The sequence below is a fragment of the Streptomyces sp. UC4497 genome (genome assembly GCF_054871485.1).
The window spans coordinates 150,040-164,435 of sequence record NZ_JBTYHB010000013.1 but is presented as its reverse complement, the minus strand read 5'-3'; the positions used below and the strand labels follow the sequence as shown (position 1 = coordinate 164,435).

The following is a 14,396-nucleotide window of genomic DNA, read 5'->3' as shown; positions in this document are numbered from 1 at the left end:
ATGATCCCCTTCGCAAATCCCTTGCGGCGGCGGCTCCTTGCGAAAAGTTGCCCTGGGCTACCAGTGTGATCCGGCCACAGGCAAAGAATTGATCAATACTGCGCCGGGCTCGACGTCGTCTCAGCAAGTGACCCGTCGAACGTCGCCGCCGCGAGCCCGAACGACAGTGTCATGCCGATCCCCGACGTCACCGAGAGCGCCCGGACGCCCGGCGCCACATCGCGTACGAGCAGCGGTCCGCGGGCGCTGCTCGCGTACACGCCCTGCCAGCGTTCGGTGACCCGCACCGAGGGGACGCCCAGGACGCGGGAGGCCTCGCGCAGCAGCAGTTCCGCCGTCGCCTCGTCCTGGAACGGGATCTCCGTCGCGTCGTACGCGTGCGAGTCGCCGACCAGGACCGTGCCGTCGGGCAGCCGTGTGAACATCACGTTGGCGACCACGTCCAGGAGTTCGGGGCTGTGCGCGGTGACCTCGGCGCGCAGCCGGTCGGCGGACGGCATCGCCGTGAAGCCGTCGTAGCGCAGCATCGATGTCGCGGTCAGGACCGCCGAGTCCGTGCGGAAGGCGTCGGGCGCCGCGACCCGGGCCATCGACAGTCGGCAGCGTTCGATGCCGTGCGCCTCGGCCTCCGCCGGGTACAGGCGGTCCAGGTCGTGGCCGACGCAGAGCAGGATCCGGTCCCCGTGCACCGGCCCCCGACTGGTGTGCACCGTGCCGGACTCCACGCCGAGCACGTTCGTGCCCCAGGCGATGGTCACGCCGGGCTGCTCGGCCAGCCAGTCAGCGAGCCGCGGCGCCGCCTCGCGCGGGTTCACCCGCAGGTCCGCGGGCAGTAGCGCGCCGCCGGCCAGGTCCTCGCGCTCCTCCGCTGAGCGGCCGAGTGCCTCGCCCACCTCGTCGCGCGTGCGCAGCCGCACCGCGTCCGTGCCGCGCTCGTCCCGCAGCTCCTCCAGGACCGCCAGCTCGGTCGCCGACCGGGCCACCACGAGCGCGCCCGCCTCCGGTGCCCACAGTCCGGCCGACTTGGCGGCGTCCACCCAGCCGGAGCGTGAGCGCAGCGCGAGGTCGAGGAGTTCGCCGCGCTGCGCCGTGACGCAACAGTGGCCGAAGTTGCGCACGGACGCGCCCACGGGCCGCCGGTCCCGCTCGACCACCGTGACGCTGAGGCCCCGGCGCACCGCCTCGAAGGCGTGGGCGAGGCCGACGATGCCGGCACCGACCACGACGAGGTCGCTGCGGCCGGAGGGGAGTGCGGTGGATGGCGCTGATGCGTTGTTCATGACACCAAGACTGCGGACCGCCCGCCGTCACCCGCAAGCGTTGTCTATACAAGTTTCCTCGTTGTTTACCAGCTGTGCGCCAGGTGCGCTCTTGCCGCGTGTGTATCCGGGCTGCGAAACTCGACTTGTGAAGACAAGTAGCGAGGAGGGGCCGCTGCACCAGCGGCTCGGCACCGAGTTCCGGCGACGTATCGAGTCGGGGGAGTGGCCCGAAGGGGCGCCCGTGCCGAGCGAGGCCCAGCTGTGCGAGGAGTTCGGGACCTCGCGCGGCCCGGTGCGACAGGCGCTCGCGCAGCTGCGGGCAGACGGCCATCTGGTCGGCGGACGCGGCAAACCGCCCGTCGCCCGCAGGGTCACGCCCTCGCAGCCGTTCGCCTCGCTGATGTCGTTCACGCAGTGGGCCGAGTCGATCGGACGGACCCCGGGCCAGCACACCGTGGAGGTGGCCCGGCGCCGCGCGAGCCCCGAGGCCGCCGCGCGCCTGGGCCTCGACGAGGGCGCGCCGGGCGTCGATCTCGTCCGGCTGCGCCACCTCGACGGGGTGCCCGCGATGGTCGAGCGGTCCACGTTCGTCCTCGACGTCGGCCTGCACCTGTTCGTGTTCGACCCGGACGAGGGCTCGGTCTACGACGCCCTGACCTCGTGCGGCGTCGACCTGGACCGCGCCCGGCACACCATCGACGCCGTCGCGGCGGACCCGCAGGACGCCGAGCTACTCGGCGTCGACCCCGGCCAACCCCTGCTGCGCGTACGGAGGTTGGCCTACACCGGCGACGGCAGGCCCGTCGAGTACGCGGACGACCGCTATCTGCCGTCCATGGCCACCTTCACCATCGAGAACACCATGGACGGCCGCACCGTCGCGGCCCGCGGCGGCACCGCAGACACCCGCATCACACGTGAGGAAGCCCAGTGATCGAACTCGCCGTCTTCGACATGGCAGGCACCACCATCGACGAGCACGGGGCCGTGTACGACGCGCTGCGGCACGCCGTCGAGTCCACCGGCGTCCGCGTCGACCCGGTCGACCTGCAGACCTGGATGGGCACCGACAAGCGCGAGGCCATCGCCGCGCTCGTCCGCATCGGCGGCGGCACGCCCGACGCGGAGCTGGTCGAGCGACAGTACGCGGAGTTCCGCGCGTACCTGCGCGAGAGCTACGCCAAGCAGCCTCCGGAGCCGATAGCCCACGCGGACAAGGCACTTGAAGAGCTGCGCGCCCGCGGCATCAAGGTCGCCCTCACCACCGGCTTCAGCGCGGACGTGGCACTGCCGCTGCTCGACTCGCTCGGCTGGTCCACCGAAGAGGGCGGCAACCTCGACGCGGTCGTCACCTCCGACGAGGTGCCCCGCGGCCGACCCGCGCCGTACATGATCCAGCGCGCGATGGAGAAGACGGGCGTCGTCGACGTGCGCAAGGTCCTCGTGGCCGGCGACACGGTCGTCGACATGGAGGCCGGGTTCAACGCGGGCGCGGCTGTCGTGGTGGGCGTGCTCACGGGACAGCTCACCCGTGAGCAGCTCGAACTCCACCCGCACAGCTATGTGTTGGACGGCGTCGCCGGCCTCCCCGGCATTGCCGAGACCCAGAGCACCTGAACGTCAGCTGAGCGCCGCGTCCACGATCGCCTGCGCCTCGCTCTGCACCTGGGCGAGGTGCTCGGCGCCGTGGAACGACTCGGCGTAGATCTTGTAGACGTCCTCCGTGCCGCTGGGCCGGGCCGCGAACCATGCGTTCTCGGTGGTGACCTTGACGCCCCCGATGGCCGCGCCGTTGCCCGGAGCCTCGGACAGCCGGGCCGTGATCGGCTCGCCCGCGAGGGTGTCGGCGGTGATCGCGTCGCCGGTCAGCTTCGCGAGGCGGGCCTTCTGCTCCTTCGTCGCCTTGGCGTCGATGCGGGCGTAGGCGGCGCCCGACGCGCCGTGCTCGGCGGCGAGTTCGGCGTAGTACACGGAAGGCGTCTTACCGGTGACGGCGGTGATCTCGGCGGCCAGCAGGGCGAGCAGGATGCCGTCCTTGTCGGTGGTCCAGACGCTGCCGTCCTTGCGGACGAAGCTCGCCCCGGCGCTCTCCTCGCCGCCGAACGCCACCGAACCGTCGACCAGACCTGGCACGAACCACTTGAATCCGACGGGGACTTCGACGAGTTCGCGGCCGAGGGTGGCGGCGATCCGGTCGATGACGGCGGACGACACGAGCGTCTTGCCGATGGCCGCGGACGCCGACCACCGGTCCCTGTGGCTGAACAAGTAGTGGATGGCGACGGCCAGATAGTGGTTCGGGTTCATCAGGCCCGCGTCCGGGGTGACGATGCCGTGCCGGTCGGCGTCCGCGTCGTTGCCGGTCAGCAGGTCGTACTCGTCGCGGCGTGCGAGCACCGAGGCCATCGCGGGTGCGGACGACGGGTCCATCCGGATCTTGCCGTCCCAGTCGAGCGTCATGAAACGCCACGTCGGATCGGTGTCCGGGTTCACCACGGTCAGGTCGAGCCCGTACATCTCGGCGATGCGCGCCCAGTAGTGCACGCTCGCGCCGCCCAGTGGATCGGCGCCGACCCGCACGCCGGAGGCGCGGATGGCGTCGATGTCGATGATGTCCTTGAGATCCTCGACGTAGCGCTCACGGAAGTCGTACGGCTCCCAGGCCGGCTCTTCGACGGTGCGCGGCGTCCAACTGGCGTCCTCCAGCAGCTCGTTGGCGCGATCGGCGATCCACGAGGTGGTGGTGGAGTCGGCGGGGCCGCCGTGCGGAGGGTTGTACTTGAAGCCGCCGTCGCGGGGCGGGTTGTGGCTCGGCGTGATGACGATGCCGTCGGCGCGGTCGCCGGCGCCGTCGGCCTTGCCGCGGTTCCAGCGCAGGATCGCGTGGCTGAGCGCGGGCGTCGGCACGAAGTCCTCGTGCGCGTCGGCCAGCACCCGTACGCCGTGCGCGGCGAGGACACCGAGGGCGGTCTTCAGGGCGGGCTGCGACAGGGCGTGCGTGTCCGGGCCGATGAAGAGCGGGCCGGTGATGCCCTCCGCGGTGCGGTGCTCGACGATCGCCTGGGTGATCGCGGCGATGTGCTTCTCGTTGAAGGCTCCGTCGAGGCTGGAGCCGCGATGGCCACTCGTGCCGAAGACGACGCGCTGCTCGGGGCGCGTGACGTCGGGCTCGCGCGTGTAGTACGCCTCGATCAGCGCGTCGACGTCGATGAGATCGCCCGGCAGGGCGGGGGTTCCTGAGCGCTCAGCAGTCATGGAAGCAGTCTCCCACCTGCGCCTATGAAGGAAAGTAGGCGGCACAGATGGGAGACAGTTCGGGGTGGAGGACTGACAGGGAACTCTCAGTCCTCCTCGGGCTCCTGGGACTCCTGCTGGTTCTTCACGATCTCCGCGAGGGTCGCGAGGACCTGCGACTCGACCTTGTCCTTGTCGATGCCGAGCCCGGTGAGCAGGCCGGATCCGTTCTCGTGCTCCAGGAGTGCGAGCAGGATGTGCTCGGTGCCGATGTAGTTGTGGCCCAGGCGCAGCGCCTCCCGGAACGTCAGTTCCAGGGCCTTCTTGGCGTCGGCGTCGAACGGCACGAGGGCGGGCATGTCCTCGGACGCGTCCGGGAGGGCCGCCTTCGCGGCCTCGCGCACGGTGTCGAGCGAGACGTCCTGCGCGAGGATCGCCTTCGCGGCGAGGGCCTCCGGCTCCATCAGCAGGCCGAGCACGAGGTGCGCCGGGGTGATGTTCGCGTTGTTCGCGGCGCGGGCCTCGTTCTGGGCGCCCACCACGACGTTGCGGGCGCGCACCGTGTACCGGTTGAAGCCCTCGCTCGGGTCGATGGGCTTCTCGTCGCCCTTGGGCACGAAGCGCTTCTGCGCCGCCTGCCGGGTGACGCCCATGCTCTTGCCGATGTCCGTCCAGGAGGCGCCGGAGCGGCGGGCCTGGTCGACGAAGTGGCCGATCAGGTGGTCGGCCACTTCGCCGAGGTGGTCCGCCGCGATGACGGCGTCCTGGAGTTGGTCGAGTGCGTCGGGGTGGACCTTCTTGATGGCTGCGATCAGGTCGTCGAGGCGGACGTTCGCGTCGGTTGGCTGCGTCATGATGCAACCGTAGGTTGACAGTGCGGGGCTGTCAACTACGAGTTGACACCCCGGTTCGTGTCTCACACGGCCGGCGGATTCAGCTGCCGGAACCCGTCCTGGGTCCGGTACGGGTAGTACGGATAGGGGGCCTTGACCTCACTCGCCGCATCCAGCTTCGCCACCTGCTCCGGGGTGAGCTCCCAGCCGATGGCCCCCAGGTTCTGCATCAGCTGCTCCTCGTTCCGCGCCCCGATCAACACGGTGGAGACGGTGGGCCGGCGCAGCAGCCAGTTGATGGCGATCTGTGGGATCGCCTTCCCGGTCTCCTCCGCGACCTCGTCGAGCGCGTCCATGACGCGATAGAGATGCTCGTCCTCGATGGGTGGCCCGAACTGTGCCGTCTGGTGCAGCCTGCTGTCGGCGGGCAACGGCTGCCCGCGCCGAATCCTGCCGGTGAGTCGCCCCCAGCCGAGCGGACTCCACACCACGGCGCCCACGCCCTCCTCCTCGGCGAGCGGCATCAACTCCCACTCGTAGTCCCGGCCGGCGAGCGAGTAGTACACCTGGTGCGCGGCGAACCGTGGCCGCCCGTGCTTGTCCGCCTCGGCGAGCCCCTTCATCAGCTGCCAGCCCGCGTAGTTGGAGACACCGGTGTAACGGACCTTGCCGGCGCGCACGAGATCCTCGAGCGTGGCGAGAACCTCCTCGACCGGCGTGCTCGCGTCGTACGCGTGCAGCTGGAACAGGTCGATGTGGTCGGTGTCGAGGCGCCGCAGCGCGGCGTCGACGGACGCGACCAGCCGCGACCGTGACACTCCGGCGTCGTACGGTCCCTCGCCGGTCGGCAGTGCGGCCTTGGTCGAGATGAGCGCCCGATCGCGCCGCCCCTTGAGCGCCGCACCGAGTACTTCCTCCGACGCCCCGTCCGAATAGACATCGGCCGTGTCGAACAAGGTCACGCCGTGCTCCAGGCTCAGATCCACCATGCGCCGCGCCTCGTCGATCCCGGCGGTACCCCACGCGGAAAACAGCGGGCCACGCCCACCGAAGGTCCCGGCCCCAAAGCTCAACGCCGGAACCTTGAGTCCGGACGTCCCCAACTGTCGGTACTCCATGGCGATCTCCCTGTTAATGGGTTCGATGTCCCGTTAGTGCGTGCCGCAACAGTAGCAAGGAGTGGCGAGTAATGGAACCAGGGTTCCTTTAGTTCTGGTCAGCTCTGGATCTCCGCGATCCCCTCGGCCGGGTACGGGGTCCGCTTGCTCTCGCCGAGCAGGCGCTCGAGAAACACGTCGAACACCGAGAGCGCGGGCGCGTACGGCGCCAGCAGCTCGACCACCGCGTCGGGGCTACCTGGGGACAGGTGGTGACGTCGCAGGTGGCTAACCCGTCGTGGGCGCCCGACAGCACCCGGTTCGTCGTCATCACATGCAGCGCCGGCGGACGGCGCGCCCTCGATGATGGTGGCTCCTGGGCGGGAAAAGGGTGGCCGGGCACGTATGCCCGGCCACCCATCCTGGTGCGTCGGCCACCGGCTACGGCAGGGAATTGATCTTGAACGTCGACGTCGTGTTGCGGATGTCCACCGCGTTGTCGGTCAACTTCAGGTTGTGGAAGGTGACTTCGCCGACGGCCGGGCCCTGGCCCGCCTCGGGGAGTTCGTTCGCCCACACGCCGAAGCCGGACTTCGCGTCGTGGGCGTCGCCGCTCTTGCGGGCGCCGGAGATGGTCACGTCAGTGAGGACCGTGTCCTTGATGGGGTACTGGGGTTGGCCTCCCACATAGTTGGTCTGGAACATGATGCCGCTGTACGTCGGGTCGACGACGTCGACGTCGTTCACGCGGATCCCCTGGAACACCTTCGATGCCGAGAACATCCAGATGCCGGGGAAGGTCTGCCCGCCCCAGAAGTGGCCGCCGGAGCGGACGATCGAGGTGTTCTCCAGCCTCGTCGGCTCCGTGCCGAAGCCGTTCATCGGGTAGCCGAAGTCGAGGGAGCTGATGGTGACTCCGGAGTAGACGAGGGTGTCCGCGATGAGGATGTTGCGGAACGTGTTGTCGTAGCCGCCGTACACGGCGATGCCTGCCGCCCGCCAGGTGAGCAGAGACGTCAGGTTCTCGTACACGTTGTTCTTCTCGTCCGCGCCGCCCGCGTCGATCGCCGAGAACAGCGCGAAGCTGTCGTCGCCGGTCGCCCGCGACTCGTTGTTCACGACGTGGTTGTCCGTCGACCCGTTGGTCATGTTGACGCCGTCGGCGAACGTGTCCCGGATCCGGGCGTTCTTGATGGTGATCCGGTCCGTGTTGGCGCCCCAGTACAGGCACACCGTGTGCTCGTTCCAGACGTCGTCGATGGTGATGTCGGCGACGTTCGAGAAGTCGAAGACCTTGCCGGGGCCGTCTATCCGCGACGTGTAGTTCCCGAAGAAGGAGAAGTGGGTGAACGTCGAACCGTTCGCGCTTGCCTCCGCGCGGAAGCCGGCGTCCGTGTTCTCCTGCGACGTAGGTGTGTGGAATCGCGTGAACCACGGTCCCGCGCCGACCACCTTCACCGCCTTCCCGTACACCTGGAACTTGTTCGACGTCTCGTAGTCACCGGCCGGCAGATACACCCCGACCAGCTTGCCGCTCGTGTCCATCCGGACCTTGTCGAGCGCGTCCTGCACCGCCTGGTGCGAGAAGCCGGTCGGCACGGCGTACGCCGCCGGGTCCGGGTTGGGGAGTTGCTTCGCCTCTTCCAGGTTGATGAAGTCGATCGCGTACGTGGAGTCGTTCGCGGCGTCCTTCTGGAGCCGGATCTTGCTGCCCTGCGGGACCGTCGTGCCGAGCAGCAGGTTCGCCTCGTCGTAGATGTGGCGGGGTGCGCCGGCGCCGGGGGAGTTGCCGGGGCCGGTCTCCGAGCCGTACAGCCACGCGTACTTCGACGTCAGGTCGACGGCCTTGAGGAGCGTGCCGTCGACGTACACGTTCAGCGTGGAGTTCTTGCCCCCGCCACCCGCCGCGTCCGGCATCGAGAAGCGGGTGACGAGCGTGTTCGTCGGCGCCTTCGTGGTGAACTCGACGTAGCTGCCGGTCGATTCGAGCGTCACGGCCTTGCGGCCCGAGGCCTCGCCGGCCGCATCGCCGACGGTCCGGTTCGGGCCGACCACCTTCGCTCCGCCACCGACCGTGCCGTCCTCCGCCTCGTACATGTCGTACGGCATGCTGGCGCCGCGACCCACGAACAGGGGTTGCGTGGACGTGTTGTTGGCTCGCTTGACCGCGAGCTCGTTGGCGTCGTCGGCGATCACCGTCTTCACCGTGAACTTGCCCTTGCCCGCGGCCCACGTGCCCAGCTTCACGGGCGGCGTCGTGTCACCGGCCGCGATCGTCCCGTCGTAGGACCCGGTGAGTGTCTTCACCGCACTCCCGCCGGAGTCCGTGACCGTGAGGGTGATGGCGTGCCCGCCGCCCGAACTCGCCTGGTTCCCCTGGTTCTTGAGCACGACCGAGAAGGTGACCGTGTCGCCCTCGGCGGGCGCGCTCGGCGACCACGCCACCGGCGATGCCACCAGGTCCGAGCTCGTCACCGGCTTCACGACCAGATTCGTCGGGCTGGTGTAGTCGTTGTTCGCCTCGTCGCGCTCCACGACCAGCTTGCTCGCGTCGACCACCGCGCCGACCTGGTACGAGCCCGCCTCGTGCGCGCCGATGTCCGCGCTCACCGTGGTCGACGCACCGGCCGCGAGCGCGCTCACCGAACCCGTGCCCACCTTCTGTGAGCCGAGCTTGAAGTCGAGGTCGGTGGCGTCGGCCGCCTCGGTGCCCGCGTTGCGCACCGTCGCCGACAGCGTCACCTTGTCGGACTCGACCGGTGTCTCCGGCTTCGACGTGATGCCCGTGACCACGAGATCCGGGTTCGGAGCGGGCTCGCCGAGCACCTGGAACTCCGCCAACTGTCCCGCTGAACCACCGGAGTTGGCGGTGAAGACGAGCCGCACGTCAGCCACGCGCCCGGTCAGCGGCACCGTCACCTTGTTGCCGTCTCCCGGATCGAAGCCGTACTCCTTCGGCTCGGCCAGCCTCGTGAACTCCGACGCCCTCTGCTCCCGCCCGAGCACCTCGATCTTCTGCGTGCGCGCCGCCCACGCCGCGTCCGGGTTCAGCTTCAGGACGAGCGAGGAGACGTCCGCGTTGGCGCCCAGCTTCACGGTCAGGCTGTTCGGGTACGAGCCAGCGGCGCCCTCCCAGTAGGTGCTGGTGTCGTCGTCCACGGCGTTCTCCGCGACGTATGTCTGAGTGGTCGACGACGCGGCCACCGGCTTTCCGGCCGCCAGGTTCGCGGCCTCGGTCGTGGAGCCGTTGCGGGTCACCGTGTTGCTGTTCGCGGACTGGTTGCCCGCCGCGTCCTTCGCCCGCACGTAGTACGTCACCGTCGCCGACGCAGGCTGGGTGTCGGTGTACGAAGTGACGTCACCAGCAACGGACTTGAGGAGCTTGCCGTTCGCGTAGATGTCGTAGGCGGTGACCTTCACGTTGTCGGTCGATGCCCGCCAGTCGAGCTTGACCTGACCCTTCGTCTCCTCCGTGAAGGAGAGGGTGCCGGGTGCGGTGGGTGCCTGGGTGTCACCCGAATCGCCCTTACGCGTCACGGAGTTGCTGTTCGCCGACTGGTTGCCCGCCGCGTCCTTGGCTCGCACGTAGTACGTGAGCGAGGCCGACGCGGGCTGCGTGTCCGTGTACGTGAGGGTGTCGCCGTCGACCGAGGCGCGCAGCCGCCCGTCGGCGTAGATGTCGTAGCCGGTGACCTTCGTGTTGTCCGTGGACGCCTTCCATGTCAGTTTGATCTGACCGGTCGCGGGCTCCGTGTAGGCGAGATCGACGGGCGCCGTCGGTGCCTCGGTGTCGCCGGTCGTCGGCCCGTACACCTCCAGCTCGCCGAGTTGTCCCGCCGGTTGGCGCGTGTTGGCCGTCACGAGCACGCGCACGTAGCGCGTCGTCACCGAGTCGAACGTGATGCTCTGCCGCTGCCCGTCCGCCGCGCTGAACTCGTACGCCTTCGACGCCGCCAGATCGGTGAAGTCCGAACCGTTGGCGCTGCCCTTCACGGCCAGTGTCTGCGTCCGGGTCTCCCAGGTGGGCGGCAACCGCAGCACCACACGGTTCACCCGCACCGACGCGCCGAGATCCACCTGCACCCACTGGGGCAGCGCGTCGTTCTTGCTCTCCCAGTAGCTCGACAGGTCACCGTCACCCGCGTTGGCGGCCGCGTACGTCTGCGTCAGGGAACTGGCCGTGAACGTCTTGCCGCGCGCCAGGTTCACCGATGAGTCGGCGGCCCCGTGCACCTCCAGCTCCGCCAACTGGGCCGCCGTCCAGCCGGAGTTGGCGGTCATGACGATCCGTACGAACTTCGCCTGCGTGGCGGGGAAGGAGACGCTCACCGTGTTCCCCGACCCGGGCGAGAAGGCGTACGGCGCCGAGGACTTGAGCGTGTCGAACGTCGTGCCGTCGGCGCTGCCCTGCACCGAGAGCGTCTGCGTCCGGCTCTCCCACGAGGCCGGCAGGCGCAGCGTCACCTCGTCCACGCGGGCCGTCGACCCCAGATCGACCTGCGCCCACTGCGGCCAGTCGGGCCCCGAACTCTCCCAGTACGTCGAGGCGTTGCCGTCCGAGACGTTCCCCGCCCCGTACCCCGACTTCGCACTGCTCGCCTTGGTCTGCGCCCCCGCCGCGAGATTGGGCCCGCCGGCGGCCTGTGCCGTGACGGCGGGCAGGCCGAGGAGCGCGAGGGTGAGCGCGAGAAGGACCACCGAGAGGCTCCGCCACCTCCGTCTTCCGCCGGATCTGAACACGCACTGTCCGAACATGCTTCTCCTGTCCCTGCACCGTTGTTGTGGGTGAATTAAGGACGTGCATCAGGTTCTTGCGTTCAGTTGTTGGAGAATTGCAGAGCCGTGTTGCTGAGTCCACTGTTTGAACAGAGAGAGTTGCGGTGAGGGAGAATCGAACGGTCACCACCCGCCGTACCACGTCAGGGGAACCAGACCGATGCCCGCAGCCCATGTCACCCTCTCCGACGTCCTGAACACCGCCGCACCGGAGGCCACCGGCGCCCTCTGGCGGCTCGACGGCGCGGCCCGTCAGCTCGACGCCAATGTCGTCCGCCTGCGGCCCGGCGGGGGCGGTGACGCGTACGTGGAGACCGAGCTCGATGTGCTCCTCGTCGTCGTGGAGGGCCACGGCACGCTCCACCGGGCAGGCGTGGACGAGGAGGTGGAGCCCGGCACGCTCCTGTTCGTGCCGCGCGGCGAGCGACGCGCGGTCAGCGCCGGCGAGGACGGACTCGTCTACCTCACGGCGCACCGCAGGCGGCCCGGCATGACCATCCGCCGCGCGGAACCGCAGGTGACGGCCGAGGGCGGCGAAGCACCCTGCCTGCTGCCCCAGGTGTGCGCGTCCTGCGGCCGGGCCGCCGACGACGCCGGTGCCCTGTATTGCGCCCGGTGCGGGACGCGCCTGGAGGGGCGGGGCGAGGCGCAGTGATCCGGCCTTCCTTGAGGCGAAGGGATCACGCCAGACGCTATGGGCCGTGCCTCGACTCCGGCCGTATGTACGGGATGTGGCGCCAGGACCCCGTCACTTCTCGCCACTGATTCAACACGTGAAGTTACCGAAATCCGGGGGTGCGGGATGAAGTCCGCGGCCGTCCCCGGCAGACTCTGCCGCACGGCGGCCGAGTACTCGGGCAGCGGTCGCCAGGGGAGGGAGCACCATCGGGGAGTCCGTGGGCGTGGGGCACGCGGACTCCCCGACCCGCCCCTCCGACACCCCGCGGGCGCTGCGCGGCGCGGAGCCCGCCGCTGGTTACGGTTCCGGCATGGCCGACTACCGCATTGAGACCGTCCGCAACGGCGACCGCGACTGGACCGCCCGCAACGACCGCGGCGCCGAGGTCCGCATCGCCCCCGCCGACAGCGAGGGCGCCCAGCCGTCCTTCACCCCCGTCGAACTCCTCCTGGCCGCGCTCGGCGGCTGCGGCGGCCTCGTCGTCGACCGCACGGCCCGCACCGTGCCGCACGACGAGCTGCGCATCACCGTCGAGTCCGTGTCACGGCCGGAGGACGACGGCCGGGTCGGAGCCGTCCGTGTCTCGTACGAGATCGAACTGCCGGAGGGGGATACGCACGCCGCCGAGGCGCTCGAACGTGGCATCCGACTGACCCACGAGAAGTACTGCACGGTCAGCCGCACCGTCGAACACGGCGCGCGCGTCGAGGCGCTGGGCCCCGACGGCACGGTGCTCTTCATGGGCGGCTGACCCGGCTGAGCCGGTGGCCCACGGCCACCGGCTCAGCTCCCTACGGCAGCGCGTGCACCTTCGGCCCGACCGCGTTCGACCAGGCATTGCCCGCCGTCGCGTCCCAGTTCGTGGACCAGGTCATCGCCCCGCGCAGCCCCGGATAGGTCTTCGCGGGCTTGAACGTCCCGCAGCCGGTGCCGCGCGCCAGGCAGTCGAGCGCGTTGTTCACGATCGACGGGGCCACGTAGCCGCTGCCCGCGCCGCGCGTCGACGCCGGGACGCCGATGCCGACCTGCGAGGCGTCGAGGCCGCCCTCCAGCTGGATACAGGCGAGCGCCGTCAGGAAGTCGACGGAGCCCTGGCTGTAGACCTTGCCGTCGCAGCCCAGCATCGAACCGCTGTTGTAGTACTGCATGTTGACGACCGTGAGGATGTCCTTCACGTTCAGTGCCGTCTTGAAGTACTCGCCGGACGTCGACTGCATGTCGATGGTCTGCGGCGCCATCGTCAGGACCAGCTTGCCACCCGCCTTCGCCGACAGCTGGCGCAGCGCCTTCGTCATGTACGTCGAGTTGAGCCCGTTCTCCAGGTCGATGTCGACGCCGTCGAAGCCGTACTCCTGCATGAGCCGGTACGCGCTGTCCGCGAACGCGGTCGCCGACGCGTCGCTGTTGACCGAGACGCTGCCCTTCTCCCCGCCGACCGACAGGATCACGGACTTGCCCGCCGCGTGCTTGGCGGCGATGTCCGCCTTGAAGTCGGCGGCCGAGGCGTAGCCGACGGCCGGGTCGAGGTTGAAGGTGAGCTGCCCGGGCGTGGTGGTGGCGTCGGCGAAGGAGACGGCGATGATGTCGTACTGCGACTGGACGTCGCGCAGCTTCTGGACGGTCGCGCCGTTGTCGAAGTTCTGCCAGTACCCGGTCAGCGCGTGCTTGGGCACGGTTCCGCCGCCGGGGTTGCCGCCGGACGTGGCGGTCCTCGCGCTCACCGCCGTCGACTTCGCCGATTCGCCCGCCGCGTTCGTCGCGGTGACCTGGAAGCCGTACGAGGTGTCGGCCGCGAGCCCGGTGACGGTCGTCGAGGCGCCCGTCACGGCGGCGACCTTCGTGCCGTCCCGGTAGACGTTGTAGCCGGTGGCGCCCGAGACCGGGGACCAGGAGAGGCCGATGGAGGACGCGGTGGCCGCGCCCGCCGCGAGGCCCGTGGGCGCGGCCGGGACCACGACCGGATCCGTGCCGCCGCCCCCGTCGGGCCCGAAGACGTTCACATCGTCGACGTGGTACGCGCTCTGCCCGTACCAGCCGTGCGTGTAGATCGTCACGGAGCTCGTGTTCGCGCCGGTCTTGAAGCTGGTCGTGAGCTGCTGCCAGGAGGAACTGCCCGGTGTCCACGTGGACACGTCGGTGGTGCCGGTGCCGCTCGCGCCGAGATAGGCGTACCCGCCCTGCACCCAACTGCTCATCGTGTACGTCGAGTTGGGCTTGACGGCGACGGTCTGGCTGCACTTGGCGTTGTCCTGGCCCGACGGCGTCGCCTTGAGGGCCTTCGTGCCGCCGTGCACGGGTGAGGTCACGACGGAACCGCTGCCCGCGGAGCAGGTCCAGTTGCTCAGGTCCGACTCGAAGCCGGCGTTCTTGGCCACGTTGATGTCAGCGGCCTGCGCGGGTGCGGCGAGCGCGGTGACGCCGAGGGACGCGGCCGCCACGACGGCGAGTGCGAGGCCGGGTCTGCGTCTGCGAGGGCGTGCACGGTCCACGGGGGAGCCTCCTGGGAAGAGGGGAG

Annotated in this window: 11 protein-coding genes; 4 read left to right on the top strand and 7 right to left on the bottom strand. The window is 69.7% G+C overall.

Annotated elements, in window-relative coordinates; genetic code table 11:
- Positions 1-92: 92 nt before the first annotated feature.
- Positions 93-1,280: a TIGR03364 family FAD-dependent oxidoreductase gene (locus tag ACYSUO_RS20430; RefSeq protein WP_461777608.1), complete on the bottom strand. Its 1,188-nt coding sequence runs from the start codon at positions 1,278-1,280 to the stop codon at positions 93-95.
- 127 nt (positions 1,281-1,407) lie between these two features.
- On the opposite strand from ACYSUO_RS20430, the gene ACYSUO_RS20425 reads away from it, so the two are divergent.
- Positions 1,408-2,196, top strand: coding sequence for a GntR family transcriptional regulator (locus ACYSUO_RS20425; protein ID WP_461777607.1), 789 nt, complete (start codon positions 1,408-1,410; stop codon positions 2,194-2,196).
- Positions 2,193-2,879, top strand: a complete 687-nt coding sequence (locus ACYSUO_RS20420) for a phosphonatase-like hydrolase (protein WP_461777606.1) — start codon at positions 2,193-2,195, stop codon at positions 2,877-2,879. The genes ACYSUO_RS20425 and ACYSUO_RS20420 overlap by 4 nt, the downstream gene beginning before the upstream one ends.
- 3 nt (positions 2,880-2,882) lie before the next feature.
- On the opposite strand, the gene pgm is transcribed toward ACYSUO_RS20420, so the two are convergent.
- The 5 genes from pgm to ACYSUO_RS20395 all read right to left on the bottom strand — a co-directional run bounded on the left by pgm (position 2,883) and on the right by ACYSUO_RS20395 (position 11,181).
- The gene (gene pgm, locus ACYSUO_RS20415; RefSeq protein WP_461777605.1) at positions 2,883-4,517 is read right to left on the bottom strand and encodes a phosphoglucomutase (alpha-D-glucose-1,6-bisphosphate-dependent); all 1,635 of its coding nucleotides are present in this window, start codon (positions 4,515-4,517) and stop codon (positions 2,883-2,885) included.
- Between the two features lie 86 nt (positions 4,518-4,603).
- A complete protein-coding gene (locus ACYSUO_RS20410) occupies positions 4,604-5,350 on the bottom strand; it encodes a Clp protease N-terminal domain-containing protein (protein ID WP_461777604.1) in 747 nt (248 codons plus the stop codon).
- A gap of 62 nt (positions 5,351-5,412) precedes the next feature.
- A complete protein-coding gene (locus tag ACYSUO_RS20405) occupies positions 5,413-6,447 on the bottom strand; it encodes an aldo/keto reductase (protein ID WP_461777603.1) in 1,035 nt (344 codons plus the stop codon).
- Between the two features lie 98 nt (positions 6,448-6,545).
- On the bottom strand, positions 6,546-6,671 hold the full coding sequence (locus ACYSUO_RS20400) for a hypothetical protein (RefSeq protein WP_461777602.1): 126 nt from the start codon (positions 6,669-6,671) through the stop codon (positions 6,546-6,548).
- A gap of 196 nt (positions 6,672-6,867) precedes the next feature.
- Positions 6,868-11,181, bottom strand: coding sequence for a discoidin domain-containing protein (locus ACYSUO_RS20395; RefSeq protein ID WP_461777601.1), 4,314 nt, complete (start codon positions 11,179-11,181; stop codon positions 6,868-6,870).
- Between the two features lie 181 nt (positions 11,182-11,362).
- Between ACYSUO_RS20395 and ACYSUO_RS20390 the strand changes: the two genes are divergently transcribed.
- Together ACYSUO_RS20390 and ACYSUO_RS20385 are read left to right on the top strand one after the other, a co-directional pair.
- The gene (locus ACYSUO_RS20390) at positions 11,363-11,857 is read left to right on the top strand and encodes a cupin domain-containing protein (protein WP_461777600.1); all 495 of its coding nucleotides are present in this window, start codon (positions 11,363-11,365) and stop codon (positions 11,855-11,857) included.
- 247 nt (positions 11,858-12,104) lie between these two features.
- Positions 12,105-12,632 (top strand): OsmC family protein, encoded by a 528-nt coding sequence (locus ACYSUO_RS20385; protein ID WP_461777599.1) that lies wholly within the window; start codon positions 12,105-12,107, stop codon positions 12,630-12,632.
- 40 nt (positions 12,633-12,672) lie between these two features.
- On the opposite strand, the gene ACYSUO_RS20380 is transcribed toward ACYSUO_RS20385, so the two are convergent.
- Positions 12,673-14,370 carry a chitinase gene (locus ACYSUO_RS20380; protein WP_461777598.1) on the bottom strand — a complete coding sequence of 566 codons (1,698 nt, stop codon included), beginning with the start codon at positions 14,368-14,370 and terminating at the stop codon, positions 12,673-12,675.
- Between the last annotated feature and the right edge of the window lie 26 nt (positions 14,371-14,396).

What these genes read in the sequence shown, in the direction of transcription:
- ACYSUO_RS20430 (WP_461777608.1), bottom strand. Translation starts at nt 1,280, where the DNA reads ATGAACAACGCATCAGCGCCATCCACCGCACTCCCCTCCGGCCGCAGC.
- pgm (WP_461777605.1), bottom strand. Translation starts at nt 4,517, where the DNA reads ATGACTGCTGAGCGCTCAGGAACCCCCGCCCTGCCGGGCGATCTCATC.
- ACYSUO_RS20410 (WP_461777604.1), bottom strand. Translation starts at nt 5,350, where the DNA reads ATGACGCAGCCAACCGACGCGAACGTCCGCCTCGACGACCTGATCGCA.
- ACYSUO_RS20405 (WP_461777603.1), bottom strand. Translation starts at nt 6,447, where the DNA reads ATGGAGTACCGACAGTTGGGGACGTCCGGACTCAAGGTTCCGGCGTTG.
- ACYSUO_RS20395 (WP_461777601.1), bottom strand. Translation starts at nt 11,181, where the DNA reads ATGTTCGGACAGTGCGTGTTCAGATCCGGCGGAAGACGGAGGTGGCGG.
- ACYSUO_RS20390 (WP_461777600.1), top strand. Translation starts at nt 11,363, where the DNA reads ATGCCCGCAGCCCATGTCACCCTCTCCGACGTCCTGAACACCGCCGCA.